The 15,947-nt window shown below is 68.5% G+C and carries 16 protein-coding genes and 1 tRNA gene; 11 read left to right on the top strand and 6 right to left on the bottom strand.

What is annotated here, in order from left to right:
* Window positions 1-23: 23 nt before the first annotated feature.
* Window positions 24-2,096 carry a bifunctional lysylphosphatidylglycerol flippase/synthetase MprF gene (locus tag BLT19_RS02185; RefSeq protein ID WP_091485576.1) on the top strand — a complete coding sequence of 691 codons (2,073 nt, stop codon included), beginning with the start codon at window positions 24-26 and terminating at the stop codon, window positions 2,094-2,096.
* A 63-nt stretch (window positions 2,097-2,159) separates the two neighbouring features.
* On the opposite strand, the gene BLT19_RS02190 is transcribed toward BLT19_RS02185, so the two are convergent.
* Window positions 2,160-2,366 (bottom strand): cold-shock protein, encoded by a 207-nt coding sequence (locus BLT19_RS02190; RefSeq protein ID WP_091485579.1) that lies wholly within the window; start codon window positions 2,364-2,366, stop codon window positions 2,160-2,162.
* A gap of 298 nt (window positions 2,367-2,664) precedes the next feature.
* On the opposite strand from BLT19_RS02190, the gene BLT19_RS02195 reads away from it, so the two are divergent.
* Together BLT19_RS02195 and BLT19_RS02200 are read left to right on the top strand one after the other, a co-directional pair.
* Complete coding sequence (locus tag BLT19_RS02195) at window positions 2,665-3,303, top strand: GntR family transcriptional regulator (RefSeq protein WP_091485581.1); 639 nt, start codon at window positions 2,665-2,667, stop codon at window positions 3,301-3,303.
* 4 nt (window positions 3,304-3,307) lie between these two features.
* Entirely contained in the window at window positions 3,308-3,793 is a 486-nt protein-coding gene (locus tag BLT19_RS02200) for a GNAT family N-acetyltransferase (protein ID WP_091493126.1), read from the top strand.
* Between the two features lie 54 nt (window positions 3,794-3,847).
* Here the strand turns inward: BLT19_RS02200 and BLT19_RS02205 are convergent.
* A tRNA-Leu gene (locus BLT19_RS02205) sits at window positions 3,848-3,934 on the bottom strand.
* A 177-nt stretch (window positions 3,935-4,111) separates the two neighbouring features.
* On the opposite strand from BLT19_RS02205, the gene BLT19_RS02210 reads away from it, so the two are divergent.
* From BLT19_RS02210 to pknB, 7 genes are all read left to right on the top strand, one after another.
* On the top strand, window positions 4,112-4,849 hold the full coding sequence (locus BLT19_RS02210) for an FhaA domain-containing protein (protein ID WP_091485584.1): 738 nt from the start codon (window positions 4,112-4,114) through the stop codon (window positions 4,847-4,849).
* Window positions 4,846-5,397 carry an FHA domain-containing protein FhaB/FipA gene (locus BLT19_RS02215; RefSeq protein WP_091485586.1) on the top strand — a complete coding sequence of 184 codons (552 nt, stop codon included), beginning with the start codon at window positions 4,846-4,848 and terminating at the stop codon, window positions 5,395-5,397. The genes BLT19_RS02210 and BLT19_RS02215 overlap by 4 nt, the downstream gene beginning before the upstream one ends.
* Window positions 5,398-5,410: 13 nt before the next feature.
* Complete coding sequence (locus tag BLT19_RS02220) at window positions 5,411-6,649, top strand: PP2C family protein-serine/threonine phosphatase (RefSeq protein ID WP_091485589.1); 1,239 nt, start codon at window positions 5,411-5,413, stop codon at window positions 6,647-6,649.
* Window positions 6,646-8,058: an FtsW/RodA/SpoVE family cell cycle protein gene (locus BLT19_RS02225; protein ID WP_091485591.1), complete on the top strand. Its 1,413-nt coding sequence runs from the start codon at window positions 6,646-6,648 to the stop codon at window positions 8,056-8,058. Before BLT19_RS02220 ends, BLT19_RS02225 begins: the two co-directional genes overlap by 4 nt.
* Before the next feature lie 3 nt (window positions 8,059-8,061).
* Window positions 8,062-9,519 carry a peptidoglycan D,D-transpeptidase FtsI family protein gene (locus BLT19_RS02230; protein ID WP_091485594.1) on the top strand — a complete coding sequence of 486 codons (1,458 nt, stop codon included), beginning with the start codon at window positions 8,062-8,064 and terminating at the stop codon, window positions 9,517-9,519.
* The gene (locus tag BLT19_RS02235) at window positions 9,516-11,240 is read left to right on the top strand and encodes a serine/threonine-protein kinase (protein ID WP_091485596.1); all 1,725 of its coding nucleotides are present in this window, start codon (window positions 9,516-9,518) and stop codon (window positions 11,238-11,240) included. The genes BLT19_RS02230 and BLT19_RS02235 overlap by 4 nt, the downstream gene beginning before the upstream one ends.
* Window positions 11,241-11,301: 61 nt before the next feature.
* Window positions 11,302-13,002, top strand: a complete 1,701-nt coding sequence (pknB, locus tag BLT19_RS02240; RefSeq protein ID WP_091493129.1) for a Stk1 family PASTA domain-containing Ser/Thr kinase — start codon at window positions 11,302-11,304, stop codon at window positions 13,000-13,002.
* Window positions 13,003-13,006: 4 nt separating this feature from the next.
* Here the strand turns inward: pknB and BLT19_RS02245 are convergent, their stop codons facing one another.
* Genes BLT19_RS02245 through BLT19_RS02250 form a run of 3 tightly spaced genes read right to left on the bottom strand, consistent with a single transcriptional unit; the run spans window position 13,007 to window position 14,596 of the window.
* A complete protein-coding gene (locus BLT19_RS02245) occupies window positions 13,007-13,651 on the bottom strand; it encodes a glutamine amidotransferase-related protein (RefSeq protein WP_091485599.1) in 645 nt (214 codons plus the stop codon).
* Window positions 13,652-13,655: 4 nt separating this feature from the next.
* The gene (locus BLT19_RS17740) at window positions 13,656-13,811 is read right to left on the bottom strand and encodes a hypothetical protein (protein WP_172825576.1); all 156 of its coding nucleotides are present in this window, start codon (window positions 13,809-13,811) and stop codon (window positions 13,656-13,658) included.
* Window positions 13,811-14,596 carry a class E sortase gene (locus BLT19_RS02250; RefSeq protein WP_091485601.1) on the bottom strand — a complete coding sequence of 262 codons (786 nt, stop codon included), beginning with the start codon at window positions 14,594-14,596 and terminating at the stop codon, window positions 13,811-13,813. The genes BLT19_RS17740 and BLT19_RS02250 overlap by 1 nt, the downstream gene beginning before the upstream one ends.
* A 79-nt stretch (window positions 14,597-14,675) precedes the next feature.
* Here BLT19_RS02250 and BLT19_RS02255 point away from each other — a divergent pair, with 79 nt between their 5' ends.
* A complete protein-coding gene (locus tag BLT19_RS02255; RefSeq protein ID WP_091493132.1) occupies window positions 14,676-14,915 on the top strand; it encodes a cell division protein CrgA in 240 nt (79 codons plus the stop codon).
* 138 nt (window positions 14,916-15,053) lie between these two features.
* Here the strand turns inward: BLT19_RS02255 and BLT19_RS02260 are convergent, their stop codons facing one another.
* The gene (locus BLT19_RS02260) at window positions 15,054-15,932 is read right to left on the bottom strand and encodes a rhomboid family intramembrane serine protease (RefSeq protein WP_091485603.1); all 879 of its coding nucleotides are present in this window, start codon (window positions 15,930-15,932) and stop codon (window positions 15,054-15,056) included.
* Between the last annotated feature and the right edge of the window lie 15 nt (window positions 15,933-15,947).

Consider the following 15,947-nt stretch of genomic DNA (forward strand, 5'->3'; position numbering starts at 1 on the left):
GCTCGCGCCGCTATCGTGAAGGCATGACCGACGTCGCGACCAAGCCGCGCCCCGCAGTCCTCCGCGTCGCAATGCGCATTCCGGCGACACTGATCTTCATCGCCGTGATCCTCGTCGTCGGCGTCGCCTCCGCCGGCCTGTGGAGCCCGTTCGAGGATTCCACCCTGTTCGACTCGGTGGCGTACGGCCTGCCCGCGCTGTCCGAAGGCCGCTGGTGGACGCCCTTCACGGGCACGTTCTTCATCAATCAGCCCTGGGTCTACATCCTCACGATCAGCACCTTCATCGGCATGGCCTACCTGGAGTTCCGGCGGGGATCGCTGGTCGCGCTCGCCTACTTCTGGGTCGGGCAGCTGTTCGCGATCTTCGCCAGCGCCCTCTTCCTCTGGGTGAGCGCACTCCTGCCCTGGCCGTGGGCGCAGGAGCAGGCGCTCGTCCTGGATGTCGGGGCCTCCGGAGGCACGTTCGCCTGCATCGCCGCCGCCGCCGGTCTGCTGGCTGCGCCCTGGCGCGTGCGGGCCTGGGTGATCCTCCTCGGCGGAGTGTTCGTCGCGCTGTTCTTCTGGGGCTCGCTCGCCGACCTCGAGCATGCGATGTCGGTCGTCCTCGTGCTCTTGGTCGACCGGTCGCTGCGGGTTCAGCGAACCACGCTGCGCGAACAGCGCCTGATCGCCTTCACCTTGATCCTCGCCCTCCTCGCGATCGAGATCCTGACCTTCCTGGTTCCCACGGACGGGCCGTTCGGGCACACCGAAGCGGTCGGCGGGGCGTGGACCGACCTCGCGCTGGACGTCGCGGTCGTCCTCCTCGTCGCCAACGGACTGCGGCGCGGCCGGCGTTGGTCGTGGGTGATCAGCATCATCCTGGCTTCCTTAAACGTCCTCAGCGGCGTGCTGATCATCGTGTTCGCGCTGGCCTTCGGCGCCGATTCGCTGGATTCGACGCTCGGCGACCTGAATGTCGCCATCGCCCAGTCCGCCCTGTGGCTCATGCTCCTGGTCTACCTCGTGTGGGTGCGCGGCGCGTTCCGGGCCCATCGCAAGGCGACCGTCGGTGCGCCCCCTGAGCCCTCGGTGGAGGACGTGAAGCAGGCGCTGCGGCAATCCGGCGGCGGGACGCTCTCGTGGATGACGACCTGGGGCGGCAACAGCTATGCACGCACCTCGAACGGAATCGTCGCCTACCAGCGACGCGCCGGCGTCGCCATCGTGCTCGCCGATCCACTCGGCCCTGAGTCCACCCGTGACCGATCCGTGCGCGAGTTCATCACGATGGCCGAGCGCGCCGGTCTCGTCCCCTGCTTCTTCAGCTCCAGCGACGCGACGAAGGCCGCAGTGCCGGCGTCCTGGCGCAGCATCGTGGTGGCCGATGACACGATCGTCGATCTGCCCGGGCTCGAGTTCACCGGCAAGGCGTGGGGAGCGGTGCGCACGGCCATCAACCGGGCGGCGCGCGAAGAGGTGACCTTCCGGATGTCACGCCTGGTCGATGAGACGTGGGGCATCCAGCAGCAGCTGCGCGCGATCTCCGAGATGTGGGTCGGCGACAAGGGACTGCCCGAGATGGGCTTCACACTGGGCACCCTGGACGAGGCGAAGGATCCCGAAGTGCGCGTCGCGCTGGCGATCGCGGCCAACGGCGACGTCGACGGATTCCTGTCGTGGCTGCCGGTCTACGGGCCGAACGGTGCGGTGCACGGGTGGACGCTGGATCTGATGCGGCGCCGGGACGGCGGCTTCGGGCCGGTGATGGAGTTCCTCATCGGCTCGTCCGCGAAGTTCTTCTCCGAGGAGGGTGCTCAGGTGCTCTCCCTCTCCGGGGCGCCGCTCGCGCACGACTATCCGCCGGACGCCGGAGCCATCAAGAGCCTCTCGGAGTGGCTCGCCAGCACCCTCGAGCCGGTCTACGGCTTCGGCTCGCTGCACAAGTTCAAGGAGAAGTTCCACCCGCGCTACGAGACCATGTACCTGCTGTTCCGCGACGAGACCGATCTGACCCGCATCGGCGCCGGGCTCACGCGGGCGTTCCTGCCGGATGCCACGCTGCGCCAGTTCGCGGGCGCGGGCATGGAATTGGTGAGGGGCGACCGAGACTGAGTCCGTCGGAACTCCGGCGCGATCGCCCCTCAGGCGTGGCGCGGGGCGCCACGCGGTCGGTCCTCAGACCGGACGAATGTTCTCCGCCTGCAGGCCCTTGGGCCCCTGGGCGACTTCGAATTCGACGCGCTGGTTCTCTTCAAGCGAGCGGTAGCCGCCCGACTGGATCGCGGTGTAGTGCGCGAAGACGTCGGCGCCGCCGTCATCAGGAGCGATGAAGCCGAAGCCCTTCTCCGCGTTGAACCACTTGACCGTGCCCTGGGTACTCATGTAATGCCGTTCTTTGGGGTGCTCGACGCACTGTACGTCAAGTCACGATCACGCTATCGAAACTGCGTGAAAAGGGAACAGGACGTGTCGAGAATGGTGACACAAATGTTGCGATCGGCCCGTGCTGCCATCGTCCGCCCGGGCTGAGCGAATGCACTCGAAGCCCGGGCGTCGACGGATCCCCCCGGATAGGCCACGCGAGGCGTGACACCACACACTCTACCGATATATCAGTCCTCCCACGAGCGTGGATTCGCCTGTATGCGGCTGAATCGGTGGACGTACACTGGACCCGATCATGACCACCGAATTCGCTCCGCTCGCGCCGCGCGGAACCGTCCTGGGCGACGAGGTCTACACGGTGCTCGGCGAGGCGATCCTCGACGGACGCCTTCCACCCGGGGAGCGCCTCCGCGATCGGGAGCTGGCCGGGCGGCTCGGGGTCTCCCGCACACCCGTCCGCGAAGCACTGCAGCGCCTGGAGCGCGCCGGGCTGGTCGAGGTCTCGCCGAACCGGTACACACGGGTCTCCGATCCCGACGAGCGGCTCCACCACGACACCCACGAGTTCGTCGTCCATTTCATGGCCAACGCAGTGCGCATCGCGACACGTCGGTGCAGCGACGAGGATCTTGCTCTGGCGGTGCAGTACGCGGATGCCATCCTCGACGCCTCCCGGGCTGATGACCACGCCGGCATCCTGGCCGCGAGCGCGCGCTTCTTCGAGCACATCACCCATGCCACGCGCAACGTCGTGTTCATCCGCGTCATGGACGAGGCCGAACTGGCCTTCCGCCGGAATCTGGACGGCTGGCAGCCGTTCGTCGGATGCCCGATCGATCGGACCGAGGGCTACACCGCATTCCGGGATGCCGTCGCCGCACGCGACGGCAGGCTCGCCGAAAGCGTGATCCGCGATCTGCATGGGATCGACTGACGCCGTGGCCCACATCGATCTGCACCCGCTCGAGGATGACGACCTCGATGCCGTCTTCGAGATGATGCGCGACCGCGACGCCGTTCAGGCGGCGGCGTTCACGGCCAGCGACCCCGACGACCGGGATGCGTTCGAGGCGTGGATCGCGCGGCAGCGCTCAGCGCCGGATGTGGCCTGCCTCGTCGTCACCGAGAACGGCGGCTTCGCCGGCACCATCGCCGCGTTCACCGTCGAGGGCGACCGCGAGGTGAGCTACTGGATCGCCAAGCATGCCTGGGGCCGGGGTATCGCGACCGAGGCGCTGCGGCTGCTGATCGCGCGCGAGGCCGAGCGACCGCTGTTCGCACGCGTGGCAACGCACAACGCGGCATCCCGTGCCGTGCTCGCCAAAGTGGGGTTCACCGAGGTTTCGCGCGATGTCGATTTCGCCCCCGGCGTGGGCCGCGAGGTCGAGGAGATCGTGATGACCCTCGTCCCGATGCTCGAGTAGGCGCAGGATTCGGGGCGGACGCGGAAATGGGCCCCGATCGGGACCCATTTCCTTTGGTGCGCGAGGGGGGAGTTGAACCCCCACGTCCTTTCGGACACTGGCACCTGAAGCCAGCGCGTCTGCCTATTCCGCCACTCGCGCGAGATGCGGTGCGCCCGGAGGCCCTGTGCAACTCAACTTCCCGAGGATATCACGCAGTTTCCCGCGCCTCGAATCCGAGCATCCACAGGCCGTACCGCCATGATGGAGGGCGTCCATGGTCAACACAGACTGTGCAACTAACATGTACGAACCGGTCTGCCCTGCCTAAGGAGTCGCGTGGGACTACTTGACAGCTTCGAGAAGGGTCTCGAGCGCGCCGTCAACAGCGCGTTCGCGAAGACCTTCCGCAGCGGTATCCAGCCCGTCGAGATCGCCTCCGCTCTGCGCAGCGAGCTCGACAAGAAGGCCGTCGTCGTCACGCGCGACCGCATCCTGGTTCCGAACTCCTTCACCGTGCGGCTCTCGCCCGCCGATGACGAGCGCATGCGCACGCTGGGCACCACGCTGGGCGAAGAGCTCGACACCCTCGTGCACAAGCACGCCAAGTCGCAGGGCTACAGCTTCGCCGGACCCGTCTCGATCGCGCTCGAGCGCGACGACCAACTCTCCACCGGCACGCTCCGGGTGGACTCGGCGACCGCCGAAGGCCGGGTCGCCTGGCGCGGCGTCGTCGATGTGGAGGGCAAGCGGCATCCGCTCCTGAAGTCCCGCACGGTCATCGGCCGCGGCAGCGACGCCGACATCACGATCTCCGACGCCGGCACGAGCCGCAAGCACGTCGAGATCCTCTGGGACGGCGAGCGAGCGATGGTCCGGGATCTGCAGTCCACCAATGGCACGCTCCTGAACGGCCGGAAGGTCACCGAGGCCGCGCTCGCGCCGGATTCCACCGTGACGATCGGCCGCACCGACATCGTCTTCCGGGTCGTGGCGCAGGCGGCACCGCCGAAGCCGCAGCTGCCCGCTGACGCCACGCGCGCCTACGATCTGCGGGACGGGGGTCCGCTCCGGTGAGCGAACTGACCCTTCTGCTGCTGCGCATCGGGTTCCTCGTGCTGCTGTGGTTCTTCGTCTTCGCGGTCGTCTACTCCCTGCGCGCCGATCTGTTCGGCGTCAAGGTGCGACGCATGCCCGACGCCGGCCCCGCACCGGCGGCCCTCGGCTCGGCCGGGGCGTCGGCCGCCGCTGGCCCGCGCGCCTCCGCCACCGCGCCCGTCACCCCGACCGCCGCGCGGCCATCCGCCGCCACCGGCGGCCCCGCGACGACGGATGCGGTGTCGCGCATCGTGATCACCAGCGGCCCGAAGGCCGGTCTCGAGCTGCCGCTGGGCACCGAACCCCTGACGATCGGACGCTCCAGCGAGTCGGGGCTCGTCATCCGCGACGACTACACCTCCAGCCACCACGCCCGCCTGGTGCTGTGGGGAGAGCAGTGGATGATCCAGGATCTGGATTCCACGAACGGCACCTGGCACAACGGCGTCCGCGTGAGCGCGCCCGTCCCGGTCGTCACCGGCGCCCCGATCAAGGTCGGCGCCACGACCTTCGAGCTGCGGAAGTAGCATCTCCTCCCTCATGGTCTTCCAGGGCTCGAGCACCGCCATCTCCCATACCGGGAAGGTGCGCTCCAACAATCAGGATTCCGGCTACGCCGGCTCGAACCTGTTCGCGGTGGCCGACGGCATGGGCGGGCACGCCGGCGGCGATGTCGCCTCGAGCCTGGCGATCATGCGCCTGGAGCGCCTGGATCACCCGTTCGATTCGACCTCGGCTGCCGAGCGGGAGCTTCAGGCGGCGATCGCGGATGCCGCGACCGAGCTGATCGACACGGTGCACGTCAAGCCGGAGCTGGCCGGAATGGGCACCACCGTGAGCGCGATGGTGATGGTCGACGACTACGCCGTGATCGCGCACATCGGCGACTCCCGTATCTACCTGTACCGCGACGGTGCGCTCACCCAGATCACGACCGATCACACGTTCGTCCAGCGGCTCGTCGATTCCGGCCGCATCACACCGGAGGAGGCGCGGTACCACCCGCGGCGCTCGGTGCTCATGCGCGTGCTCGGCGACATGGATCCCAACCCCGAGCTGGACACCTTCATCATGCCGACGCAGGACGGCGACCGGTGGCTGCTGTGCTCCGACGGACTGTCGGGCGTGGTCGATGATCCGCACACCGCGAAGGCGCTCGGGCTCGGATTGGCCCCAGGACGCACCGCCGACATCCTTCTGAAGCAGGCGTTGGACGGCGGCGCCCCGGACAACGTCACCATCGTCCTGGTGGACGTCGGAGGGCAGCATCCGCTCTTCTCTGGAACACCCACGATCGTGGGCTCGGCGTCCAACCCGACCGGCATCGAGGTGCCGGCGGCGCGCTCCGGGCGCAGCGGATGGCTGCACCCGAACCGTCAGGCGGCGAACGAGCCGACGCATTTCGAGCCGGCGGCCGAGTTCCTCGAAGAGCTCATCGAGGAGGACCGGCGTCGGGCCAAGCGGCGCCGGATCGGCTGGATCGTGGGTCTGGTGGTGGTGCTGGCGCTCATCGCCGCACTGCTGTTCGCCGCCTACAGCTGGACGCAGACGCGCTACTTCGTGGGCGCCGACGACGACACCGTCGTGATCTTCCAGGGCATCCAGCAGAACATCGGGCCGATCTCGCTGTCCACTCCGCACGAGGACACCGAGATCCTCCTGGCCGATCTGCCCTCCTTCAGCAGGGCGACGGTGGAGCGGACGATCTCGGCGCGCTCACTCGCGGACGCCGAGGCGATCGTCGTGCGCCTGCGTGATGCGGCGGAGGCGAACGGATGACCGCGGCGCCGAACACCACGAAGCCGTCCGGACAGGACTCGCCCTCGACCGATACGGCGGTGCTGCGGGCGCTGCGGCGCATCCGCGTTCCGCAGACCCAGCGCAACCGCGAGCTTTTCCTGCTGATCTTCGCGTTCCTGGTCAACGGCTCGGCGATCGCCCTCGTCCAGCTGGGCACGATGGGCGCGATCGACGCGGCATTCCTCTTCTACTGCGGCGCGCTGATCGTGCTGGTGCTGGCGATGCACATCGTGCTGCGCCTCTTCGCGCGGGACGCGGATCCATTCGTCCTGCCGATCGCCACGATCCTGACCGGTCTCGGCATCGCGATGATCTACCGCATCGACATCGCCGTCGAGCTGGGCGGCTGGGACGCCTATTCGACCAAGCAGCTCGCCTGGGCGGCGATCGCCATCGTCGGGGCCATCGCGATCGTGATCCTGCTGCGAAACTACCGCGTGCTGTTCCGCTACACCTACATCTTCGGGCTCGCCGGCATCGTGCTGCTGATCCTGCCGATCATCCCCGGTCTCGGCACCGACGCCAACGCAGACGTCTGGGTGTCGCTGGGCTTCTTCTCGTTCCAGCCGGGAGAGCTGGCCAAGATCTCCCTGGCCATCTTCTTCGCCGGCTACCTGGTGCGCACCCGGGAAAGCCTGACCGCGGTCGGGACCCGCTTCCTCGGGATGACGTGGCCCCGCGCGCGCGAGCTCGGTCCGCTGCTGGTGATCTGGCTCATCTCGCTCGGCATCATCGTGCTGCAGCGCGACCTCGGCACCGGGCTGTTGATCTTCGGCATGTTCGTCGCGATGCTCTACGTCGCGACGGGCAAGACCAGCTGGGTCATCATCGGCGTCGTGCTCGCGGCCGCGGGCGCGTTCCTGGCCTCCAGGGTGCTGCCCTACGTCGGCGGCAGGTTCTCGAACTGGCTCGACGCCTTCAACCCGGAGGTCATCGATCGCGCGGGCGGCAGCTATCAGCTCGTGCAGGGCATCTTCGGCCTGGCCCAGGGCGGGCTCGTGGGCACCGGCCTCGGCCAGGGCCGGCCGTACATCACGCCGCTGTCGCAGAGCGACTACATCCTCGCCAGCCTCGGCGAGGAGCTCGGCCTGATCGGCGTCTTCGCGATCCTCTGCCTCTACATGGTCTTCACCAGCCGCGGCATCCGCATCGGACTGGCCGGCCAGGACGACTTCGGCAAGCTGCTGGCGACCGGGCTCTCCTTCACGATCGCGCTGCAGGTGTTCATCATGGTCGGCGGCGTGACCAGGATCATCCCCCTCACCGGACTGACGACCCCCTTCCTCGCCGCCGGCGGTTCATCGCTGGTCGCCAACTGGCTGATCGTCGCGCTGCTGCTGAGAATCTCGGATGCCGTCCGCAGCCGTCCTCGGGTGGTGATCGGCTAGCCCATGACCAAAGAACTCAGACGCCTCAGCATCCTGATGCTGCTCATGTTCGTCGCGCTGTTCGCCTCGACGAGCGTGATCCAGGTCGTGCAGGCGGAGAGCCTCGCCTCGAACTCCCGCAACACGCGCGCGCTGTACGACTCCTACGAGGTCCAGCGCGGGTCGATCATCGCCAGCGGCGCTGCGATCGCGAGCTCGATCCCCTCCGACGACGTCTTCAGCTGGCAGCGCATCTACGTCGATGCGGACATGTGGGCGCCGGTGACCGGGTACATCAATCCGGCGCTGGGTTCGTCCACCGGCATCGAGCAGGCCATGAACCAGGCTCTCAGCGGCACGGCGGGCTCGCAGTTCCTGACTCGCGTCGAGCGGATCCTGACCGGGCAGCCGCCGCGTGGATCGAACGTGGAGCTCACCCTTGACGCCGACATCCAGCGGGCGGCCTACGACGCGCTCGGTGACCTGCAGGGCGCGGTGATCGCGATCGAGCCGGCGACCGGTCGCATCCTGGCGATGGTCACGAGCCCGAGCTACGACACGAACGCGCTCGCCTCGCACGACACCGATGCGGTCAATTCCGCCTACGACCTGCTGGACGCCGATCCGACGCATCCACTGTTCAACCGTGCGATCGCCGGCGACCTGAACCCGCCCGGTTCGACCTTCAAGCTCGTCGTCGCCTCGGCGGCGCTCGCCTCGGGCGACTACACGCCCTTGTCGAGCCTCCCGAACCCCGCCGTGTACCAGCTGCCGCAGTCGACGAACGTCGTCTACAACGCCAGCGGCGGGGCCTGCGGCGGCGGCGACACCGTCACGATCGCCGATGCGCTGCGGCTGAGCTGCAACATCCCGTTCGCGGAACTGGCCGTGCAGCTCGGGGACGACGTGATCCGCCAGGAGGCGGAGAAGTACGGCTTCAACAGCGCGTTCACGATGCCGCTGGTCTCCACGGCCTCCAGCTACCCGCGCGGCCTGGATGACCCGCAGACCGCGCTCTCCGGCTTCGGCCAGGGCCGGGTCACGGCCACGCCGCTGCAGATGGCGATGGTCTCGGCGGGCATCGCCAACGGCGGCATGGTGATGAATCCCCGGATGGTGGATCAGGTGATCGCGCCCGACCTGTCGGTGCAGCAGACCTTCGAGGACACCGAGTACGGCCGCGCACTGGACGCGGACATCGCCGCGGAGCTGGTGAGCATGATGGTCGCCAATGTCAGTGACGGTGCAGCCTCGGGTGCAAGAATGGACGGGGTCGAGGTGGGTGGGAAGACCGGCACGGCAGAGAACGGAGATGACCAGCCGTACACACTGTGGTTCACCGGGTTCGCACCCGCAGTGAATCCTGAAGTGGCGGTGGCGGTCGTCGTCGAGGACGGCGGCGGTCAGGGTCAGTCGGGCAGCGGCAACACGATTGCGGCGCCCATCGCGAAGAAGGTCATGGAGGCGGTGCTGGGCAAATGAGACCGACGCAGGGAGTGACCTTCGGCGGCCGCTACGAGCTGGACTCGCGGATCGCCATCGGCGGCATGGGCGAGGTGTGGGAGGCCACCGACCACGTCATCGGCCGGACCGTCGCCATCAAGATCCTCAAAGACGAATACATGGGCGACCCCGGCTTCCTCGAGCGCTTCCGCGCCGAGGCCCGCCACGCCGCCCTCGTCAACCACGAAGGCATCGCCAGCGTCTTCGACTACGGCGAGGAGGCCGGGAGCGCCTTCCTGGTCATGGAACTCGTGCCCGGCGAAGCGCTGTCGACGATCATCGAGCGCGACGGCTCCCTCTCCACCGACAAGACGCTCGACATCGTCGCCCAGACGTCCGCGGCGCTGCAGGCAGCCCACGCCGCCGGACTCGTGCACCGCGACATCAAGCCCGGAAACCTCCTGATCACGCCCGACGGGCGCGTCAAGATCACCGACTTCGGCATCGCCCGCATCGCCGACCAGGTGCCGCTGACTGCGACCGGCCAGGTGATGGGCACGGTCCAGTACCTCTCGCCCGAGCAGGCGTCCGGGCACCCCGCATCCGCGGCCACCGACACCTACTCGCTGGGCATCGTCGCGTACGAATGCCTGGCGGGCAAGCGCCCCTTCACCGGAGAGTCGCAGGTCGCCATCGCGATGGCGCAGATCAACGATCAGGCTCCGCCGCTGCCGCCGACCGTTGCCGTTCCGGTGCAGAACCTGGTCATGGCGATGATCGCCAAGAAGCCCGAGGACCGTCCGGCCTCCGCCGCCGCGGTCGCACGCGCCGCGACCGCGCTGCGCCAGGGCGACGTCGCCGCCGCAGCCGCGGCCGTCCCCGCGATCGCGGCCGGAGCCGCCACCGGTGACGACATGACGCAGCTGCTGACCCCTGCCGGTCAGACCGCCGCGGCCACGCAGATGCTGCCCTCCGCAGGGCCGGTGGATGAGATCGAAGAGCCGAAGAAGAAGCGCAGCCCGTGGACGTGGCCGCTGATCGCCCTCATCGTGCTGCTGCTGCTGGTGCTGGGCGGGACGCTGTTCGCGTTCTTCTCGAACCAGGATCCGGCTCCCGCGCCGACGACGTCGACGACGGCGCCGGCGCCGCAGCCCACCAAGACGACGCCGGCCCCGTCGCCGACGGAGACCCGGGTGGACGTCGGTGCGCTCGGGCTCACGGGCATCAGCTGCGACGAGGCCCGCGGCAAGGTCGAGGCCGCGCAGCTGGTCGCCAACTGCGTCGAAGGCAATGCCGCGGGCACCGCCGATCAGGTCGGCCAGGTGTATTCGGTCAACCCGACCGGCCGCGTCGATGTCGGAACGACCATCGAGCTGACGTACTACGGCGGCGAAGTCCCGCTCGGCGTCCCGACCGCACCGACCGCCAACCCCACCTCCGTGACCCCGGGCGGCTCGCTCACGGTCACCTGGCCCGCGTTCACGTGCCCCTCCGGGACTGGTTCGGTGAGCTCCTACAACTTCACCGCCACGAACGGCACGTTCGCCAACGGCCAGTCGACATCGGCGTTCACCCCGGACGTGCGCAATGCGCCCGTCACGGTCCCTGTGAATGCCACCGGCTCGGTTCTGGTGACCTACACGGTCACCTGCAGCGGTGGATCGGCCGGACAGCGCACGACAGACCCGTCCGGAGAGGCGACGGCGACGATCACCGCCGCGACTCCCGCTCCGACGGCCGACAGCGACGACGAAGGCTGACCCGGCGGGGGCTCGCGCCTCGCTAGGTTAGGCTGACTCTGTTCCACCCCAGGGAGTGACCGTGACAGCAGAGCCGCGCGTGCTTTCGGGGCGCTACCGCGTCGAAGAGCTCATCGGTCGCGGTGGCATGGCCACCGTCTACCGAGGCTACGACCTGACGCTGGGCCGCCAGGTGGCGATCAAACTCCTGAACCGCGATCTCGCGAACGACAATTCGTTCCGCACGCGCTTCCGGCTCGAGGCGCAGGCAGCCTCCCGCATGGCGCACCCGACCATCGTCCGCGTCTACGACGCCGGCGAGGACACCGAGATCGGCCCCGAGGGCACACCGCGGCCGGTTCCGTACATCGTCATGGAACTCGTCCGCGGTGCGCTGCTGAAGGACGTGATCTCGGCCGGGCCGGTGCCCGTCGCCGACGCCGTGCGCTACATCGACGGCATCCTCGAGGCACTCGAGTACTCGCACCGCGCGGGGGTCGTGCACCGCGACATCAAGCCGGGCAACGTCATGATCACCGACGCCGGCCAGGTGAAGGTGATGGACTTCGGCATCGCCCGCGCCGTCTCGGATTCCTCGTCGACCGTCGCCGAGACCACCGCGATCATCGGCACCGCCGCATACTTCTCCCCGGAGCAGGCCAAGGGGGAGCCGGTCGACGCGCGGGCAGACGTCTACTCCACCGGGGTCGTGCTGTATGAACTGCTCGCGGGTCGTCCGCCGTTCCGCGGCGAATCGCCGGTGGCCGTCGCGTACCAGCACGTCAGCGAAGCGCCCCTGCCGCCGTCGGAGATCAACGAGACGGTGCCGCGTTCCCTCGACACGGTCGCCCTGCGCGCCCTGGCGAAAGACCCCTTCCAGCGCTACCAGGATGCCGCGGCCTTCCGCGAGGCGCTGGACGCAACGATCGACGGCAAGGTCCCCTCCAAGCGCGCGGTCGGCGCACTGACCAGCGAGCTGTACGGGCCCAACCCGCGCCAGGCCGCCGAGACCGCGCGGTCCCTGCGGCAGCTCAGCACCGACACCACGATGAAGCGCACGCAGGCCGGGCCACCGGTCGCCTGGATCTGGGCCGGCGTCGCGATCCTGGCGGTGCTGTTGATCTCGGTGCTCTTCTGGGTGCTGCAGATCCGTCCGTCCGGCGAAGTCCCCTCCAATGCCCGGATCGTCCCAGACGTGTCAGGAATGACGTACGAGCGCGCCGCCACCGAGCTCGGCGATGACGATCTGATCGCGTTCCGCCTGGACGAGGCCAGCGTCGACGTCGCGACCGGGAACGTGATCCGCACCGACCCCGAGGCCGGAGCATCCGTCAGTCCGCAGCAGGAGATCCGCGTCTACGTGTCGACGGGACAGGAGACGGCGACCGTTCCCACGCTGAACGGCTTGAGTCAGGATGCTGCATCCGCCGCACTCGCGCAGGTCGGCCTCGCTCTGGGGTCGGTGACGCAGCGCAACGATGCGGGCCTGAGCGCCGGCACGGTCATCTCCGCCGATCAGGCGGCGGGATCGGCTGTCCCGGTGGGCACGTCGGTGAACCTCGTCGTCGCGACCGGCCGGGTCGTGATCGTCGACGTCACCGGCTACACGCTCGATGCCGCCACGCGCGAGCTCGAGGGCGCCCAGTCGCAACTGACCGTGGTGACGCAGGAGGACGCGACCTGCACGGCCGTCGACCCGCCCGTGGTGCGGACGCAGTCGATCGCGCCGGGCGAAGCACCGGTGCACTCCGAGGTCGTGCTGACCTACTGCACCGGTCCCTGACCCGCTAGAGCGGTCCCTGGGCTCGGCGAAGGGTAGGCCGCAACGCCGCGCCCCGCGCCGCGGCATCCGCCACTCCGACGCCTTCCAACCAGTTCCCGAGGAGGCGGTACCCGCCCTCGGTGAGCACCGCCTCGGGGTGGAACTGCACGCCCTGGATCGGCGCATCGCGATGCGCGATCCCCATGATCACGCCGCCGTCGGTGCGGCTGGTGACCAACAGCTCAGGAGGAACGGTCCCCGGAACGATCGCGAGGGAGTGGTACCTGGTGGCGGTGAACGGGCTGCGGATGCCCTCGTAGAGCGCCGAGCCGTCGTGACGAACGGCCGAGGTCATCCCGTGCATGAGCTCGGGCGCGTGCTCAACGGTCGCCCCGAACGCCTCTGCGATCGCCTGATGGCCGAGGCAGACGCCCAGGAGGGGCACGCCGGCGGAGGCGGCGGCATGGACGACTGCGATCGAGGCGCCCGCGGCGGCCGGCGCTCCGGGCCCCGGTGAGATCAGCACGCCGCGGTAGCCGGCGATCGAGGATTCCGCGGAGGCCGGATCGATCGCATCCGCCTCGACGAGGTCGGAGTCGGCACCGAGCTCGTGCAGGTACCCGACGAGGGTGTGGACGAAACTGTCGTGATTGTCGACGACGAGGATCACGGCGTCACTGGACCGTGACTTCCTGGGGATTGACGATGGAGCTGATCCAGGGGAACGCAGAGAAGACGAGACCGTAGAGCACGGCCGCGACCAGCACCAGCAGGATCAGCACGCGCACCCACCAGGGGCCGGGCAGCACGCGCCACAGTGCACCGTACATCAGGCGTCCACTCCATCCGTCAGCGACGCCGGCGGGCCGGAGCCACGAGGCGTGAAGGACTCGAAGACGCCGTACGCGACGATGCGCTCGGTCATCGAGAACATCGGACTGCAACTGGTCATCGTGATGTAGCGCTCGCCGGCCGGCGTGTCCGGCGCCTGCGGAACCGGCAGCAGCACCTCCACCTCACTGGGCGTCACGTACTCGAGCGTGCGGAATCGATACGTGTACCAGCCCTCCGGTGTCTCGATGATGATGGCGTCGTTCACGTGCAGCTCGGCGAGCCGGTTGAACGGAGCGCTGTACGTGGTGCGGTGCGCCGCCACGGCGAAGTTGCCCACCTCGCCGGGCATCTTGGTTCCCGGATAATGCCCGACGCCGATGGGATCCAACGTGTTGGCCCGGGTCACGCCACCGGCGATCTGTCGTGTGTAGTCGGCGCCGAACCGTGGGATGTACAGGTTTCCGAACACCTGCGCGTCGGCCGCCTCCGGAAGGATGATCGGTTCCGCGGTCGCGGTCGGCTCCGGTGTTGGGGTGATCTCGGGGTTGGCGGCGACGTACTCCTGCTCCCACTGCTCGGACAGCTCCTGCGCCACGGCGTTGCGCTCGACGCCGTAGATGATGTCGCCGACCCACAGCTGCCAGACGACGTACAGCAGCGTCACGACGCCGACCGTGATCAGGATCTCGCCGATGACGCCGACCACGGACACCCGTCGCCGCGGCCGACGCGGCGTCCGCGTGCGGCGCGTGGGTTCCGCTTCGGTCGGCGCGTCGGTCACGGTTGGATTCTAGTTCGCGGCGGCTGTGCTGCTGCCGCCAGTGCTGGCCGGCGCAAGGGCGAAGGGTAAGATGGCGGTCATGGCACGACCCGGCAAAGAAGATGACTCGCTGATCGAGCGCAGCGAAGGCGAAGCGGCTCCCAACCCGGTGTGGTTCAAGCCCATCATGATCGGCCTCATGCTGGTGGGTCTGGTCTGGGTGCTGGTGTTCTACCTCAGCGGCATGCAGTACCCGATTCCCGGCATCGACGCCTGGAACCTCGTCATCGGATTCGGCATCGCGTTCGTCGGGTTCCTGATGACGACCCGCTGGCGATAGCCTCCTCTTCACGACGAAAGCCCCGGTCGCGACCGGGGCTTCGTCGTTGCCGGAAGTTGTGAACAGGGTTGTTAACAGGTGTGGAATTACACCGGTGTCATTTGTCCCCACCTGTGGACAGCCCTGTGCATAACCTGATCAGAGATAGATCAGCGGCGGGACGAGCAGCAGAGCGCCGAGCCCGACCGCGACAGCCACGAGCAACCAGATCTGCAGCGCACGGCGGCGGACCGAACGCGTCCGCGCGTAGATCAAGCCGACCAGTGCGCCGACCACCAGACCGCCGACGTGCGCCTGCCAGGACACGTTGAAGCCGGGGACGAACCCGATCACCAGGTTGATCGTCAGGACGACGGCGATGCCGGTGATGTTCGCCCCGATGTGACGCCCGATCACGATCAGCGCGCCGAACAGTCCGAAGATGGCGCCGGATGCTCCGACGACCGGTGTCGCGAAGGACAGCAGCGCCACCGCCACCGAGCCGCCGAGCGCGCCCAGCACGTACAGAACCAGGAAGCGCCATCGTCCGAGCAGCGGTTCGAGGCTGCGCCCGATCATCCAGAGCGCCAGCATGTTCAGGGCGACGTGCACGAAGCTCGAGTGCACGACCGCGGCCGTCAGGAGGCGCCACGGCTGCAGTGCTCCGGTCGCCTCCGGATACAGCAGCGGCGCCCAGAATGCCAGGTTGTCCTGAACGACGGACCCGACACCCGGAATCAGCCCGACCACATACACCAGCATGGTGATCCCGATGATCGCGTAGGTCACCAGCGGGCGCGAGTCGGACATCGCCACCGCGCGAGGCCGCGACCACCGCCGCTGCGCCTTCTTCTGGGCGGGCGTCTGCGTCTTCTTCTGGTCGGCGAGGCACTCGGGGCAGATGACGCCGACGGCGGCCGGCGTCTGGCACTCCGGGCAGATCGTCCGCAGGCAGCGCTGACACAGCACGAAGCTCTGCCGGTCCGGATGCCGGTAGCAGAAGTTGTCGCTGTTGCGCTGGAACTCGGGCGAGGTCACGGGACGATGCGGGCG

It is taken from the genome of Microbacterium pygmaeum, from assembly GCF_900100885.1.
Lineage (GTDB): Bacteria > Actinomycetota > Actinomycetes > Actinomycetales > Microbacteriaceae > Microbacterium > Microbacterium pygmaeum.